This is a genomic window from Paenibacillus thalictri (assembly GCF_004307995.1).
GTDB lineage: Bacteria > Bacillota > Bacilli > Paenibacillales > NBRC-103111 > Paenibacillus_AF > Paenibacillus_AF thalictri.
In genome coordinates, this window is the sequence record NZ_SIRE01000066.1 from 1 (window position 1) to 2,635 (window position 2,635).

Annotated in this window: 2 protein-coding genes; one reads left to right on the plus strand and one right to left on the minus strand. The window is 39.5% G+C overall.

Going from position 1 to position 2,635, the window contains the following annotated elements:
- The first annotated feature begins 86 nt into the window (after nt 1–86).
- A complete protein-coding gene (locus tag EYB31_RS39850) occupies nt 87–989 on the plus strand; it encodes a hypothetical protein (protein ID WP_131019135.1) in 903 nt (300 codons plus the stop codon).
- Between the two features lie 237 nt (nt 990–1,226).
- Here the strand turns inward: EYB31_RS39850 and EYB31_RS39855 are convergent, their stop codons facing one another.
- Nucleotides 1,227–2,321, minus strand: a complete 1,095-nt coding sequence (locus EYB31_RS39855; RefSeq protein ID WP_131019136.1) for a Fic family protein — start codon at nt 2,319–2,321, stop codon at nt 1,227–1,229.
- Between the last annotated feature and the right edge of the window lie 314 nt (nt 2,322–2,635).

Sequence of the window (2,635 nt, forward strand, 5' to 3'; positions counted from 1 at the left end):
GCTTCAAGCAGAGCATGCAAGCCTTGCGCTCATGAAAAAATTAACCACATAGCTGTGGTTTTCATTTTGCCCGGGTGGTCAACTTTTTGATTAGCGCAGTGGTCAACTTTTTCATTGACATTCACACATTAGGTCAGTTAATTCAATGGCTAGTAACAGATTCCCCCGTAAGAGGGCTTGGGAGGACTCAACTGGCCAGTATAGAGGAATCCTTTGCTCCACTAGATTCTGTAGTAGATCTATTGTTGCAACAAGATCCCTCAAAAAGACCTCAAGATACTACTGAACTATCGAAATTAATAAAGAGTGCGCTAAAGCCTCAAGTTAACCGTGAAACAGAGGAGGATAGGGTACTTAGAGTATTAAGGGAATTTGATAAGATAATTAGACTTGCTTGTCCAGGAAAGAGGGGAGTAATACGTATCGTAGATAAAGAAAAGATTAACTACATAATGGAGCTGGTAGCGGCAAAGTGTGAGGAACTGTTGCTTTGGTGGACTCAGGGATCTGCTGACTGCCCTATAAATCAGCCAATAAGACATCTTCATGATAATACCTGGCTTATCGATTATGGTGAACATAGCATAGAAGAGATCTGGATCAAGAAGGACGATTCATACGATCATCAATACATACTCTTGCAATGTAGCCCTATGCCTAGATTTGGGATATACGAAGGCGAAGGATATAGATATGAAGAGGCGGCGTGGTTTATAGATAGATACATCACTAGGCAGGAGTATGACGACGGTGTGGCTGATATTAATGGTAAGAGTGTTGAGTTAGAACAGAGAGCTGAGCTTAGGACTAGGGAGTTAGAACAAGATTTCATATTCATTGCTACTTTTGCTAACTCGATCAACGTGGATAGAAATAGATCAGTAGTTGATCAGGTATATCGCTTTATTAAAAATGTGGGCCTTAGTGATACAACACTGCAGAGATTGGATAAGCTAAAACGACACCCTGTATCCCAGATGATGCAATAAAATTATTTTCGTGACATCAAAACTGTGACTCACTCCGCGTGTGGCGTTCGGACACGGCGTTAGCCGCGGGAGTGAGCATAGCGAACGACCTCGGGGTTCGACTCCCCTCGTCTCCATCAGTAGTACCAGTGAGAGCACCGGAAACGGTGCTCTTTCTTTATGGGAAGGAGAACACAAGGCGGTGGCTTCGTTTCCATACTCAATATTGAGTGAATATTAATTTATGGCAGTGATTTATCAACGCAACTTGTCAAGGAGATTGTAATAATAATAGGTTTTTGACCGCTGTTTTCCGTCGGAAAATATGACCCTTTGCAACTCCAAAATAGATAGATATCTTCTGCAGGTGGCTTCTGAGATATCTGCGGCAGAGGAAATTGTATGGACTGTGAAAATAGGCTTTTGGTATATAGCATCGATTAATTTTTTTACACCACTACTGTTAATTAAAGATTGAGCTAAGTTTAAATCATGCTCATACAATTGGTTAACATCATTGATTAATTGAATATTTTTGTTTGCTTGGAGTGTTATAGCTTCTAAGAAAAAGTGGATCCATTGATTCCAGTCGCCTTTATATCTTGTGTCATTAAGAAATCGATAATATTTATGCTTATCCCTTTCCAAAGCTTCACTTAAAAAGAAATTTGGATAATCAATGACTTTCTTATTAAATAAGTACAATGGGATCAAAATGCGACCAATTCGCCCATTTCCATCGAGAAATGGATGGATAGTCTCAAATTGTGCGTGTATAATAGCAGCTCGAATGAGTTCATCAAGTTGATCTTGAGGATTATTAATATATACCTCTAGATTATTCATATAAGTATCGACTAGCTGGGGTTGAGGAGGGACGTATGTTGCTGTTTCCAACGTGCAACCTTCTGGACCGATAAAATTTTGGATTTTCCTATACTCACCAGGGGAACGATTGCTCCCGCGAACACCATTTGACATTAGTGTGACGTGCATTGCTTTAAAAAGTCGTGTGGAGATCGGCAGAACAGCCAATTTATCCATTCCATCTCGTAGTGCATGATAGTAGTTAAGTACCTCTTGTATGTCCTTATTGTTTTTTCTGCTCTGTGCTTCAACTTCTAGAACCTCATCAAGAGTAACTTGGGTACCTTCAATTTTAGTTGACTGTACCGCTTCATTGAGCATTACAGGGTTCAGCAATAAATGGGAAGGTAACTTAGTGTTTTGAAGTAACACTTGATACTGGGCAACTTTTTTGTTAGCCTCAATTAATTCCCGAAGGAACGTTAACTGGTTAATTCGTTCACTGGTTAGAGGCAAATTCTCAGGAGTGAAGGGTGTTTTCGCCATCACTAAACCTCACTTTCAAAAGGATATGATATATTATTAACATTTTAACCGATTTGTGATTATAAATACAGAATAATTCATAAATAACAATCAAAAAATAAGAAATTTGACTTTAAAAGATCGATAAGTTACGGGGCGACGCTCGGGTGACATCAAAACTGTGACTACACCCGTAGAAGCCTATGTGGCTGTATATTGCATACTAAAAGTGCCGAACATTGCAGCATAAAAATGCTTAACTAATTGCAAAGAAAAGAGACACTTGCCAGCATCCCATTATCCTCCTATCGTTAAGTTTGCGACAACTGACGAAG

Coding starts and splice junctions, on each gene's coding strand:
- EYB31_RS39855 (WP_131019136.1), bottom strand. CDS start 2,321: ATGGCGAAAACACCCTTCACTCCTGAGAATTTGCCTCTAACCAGTGAA.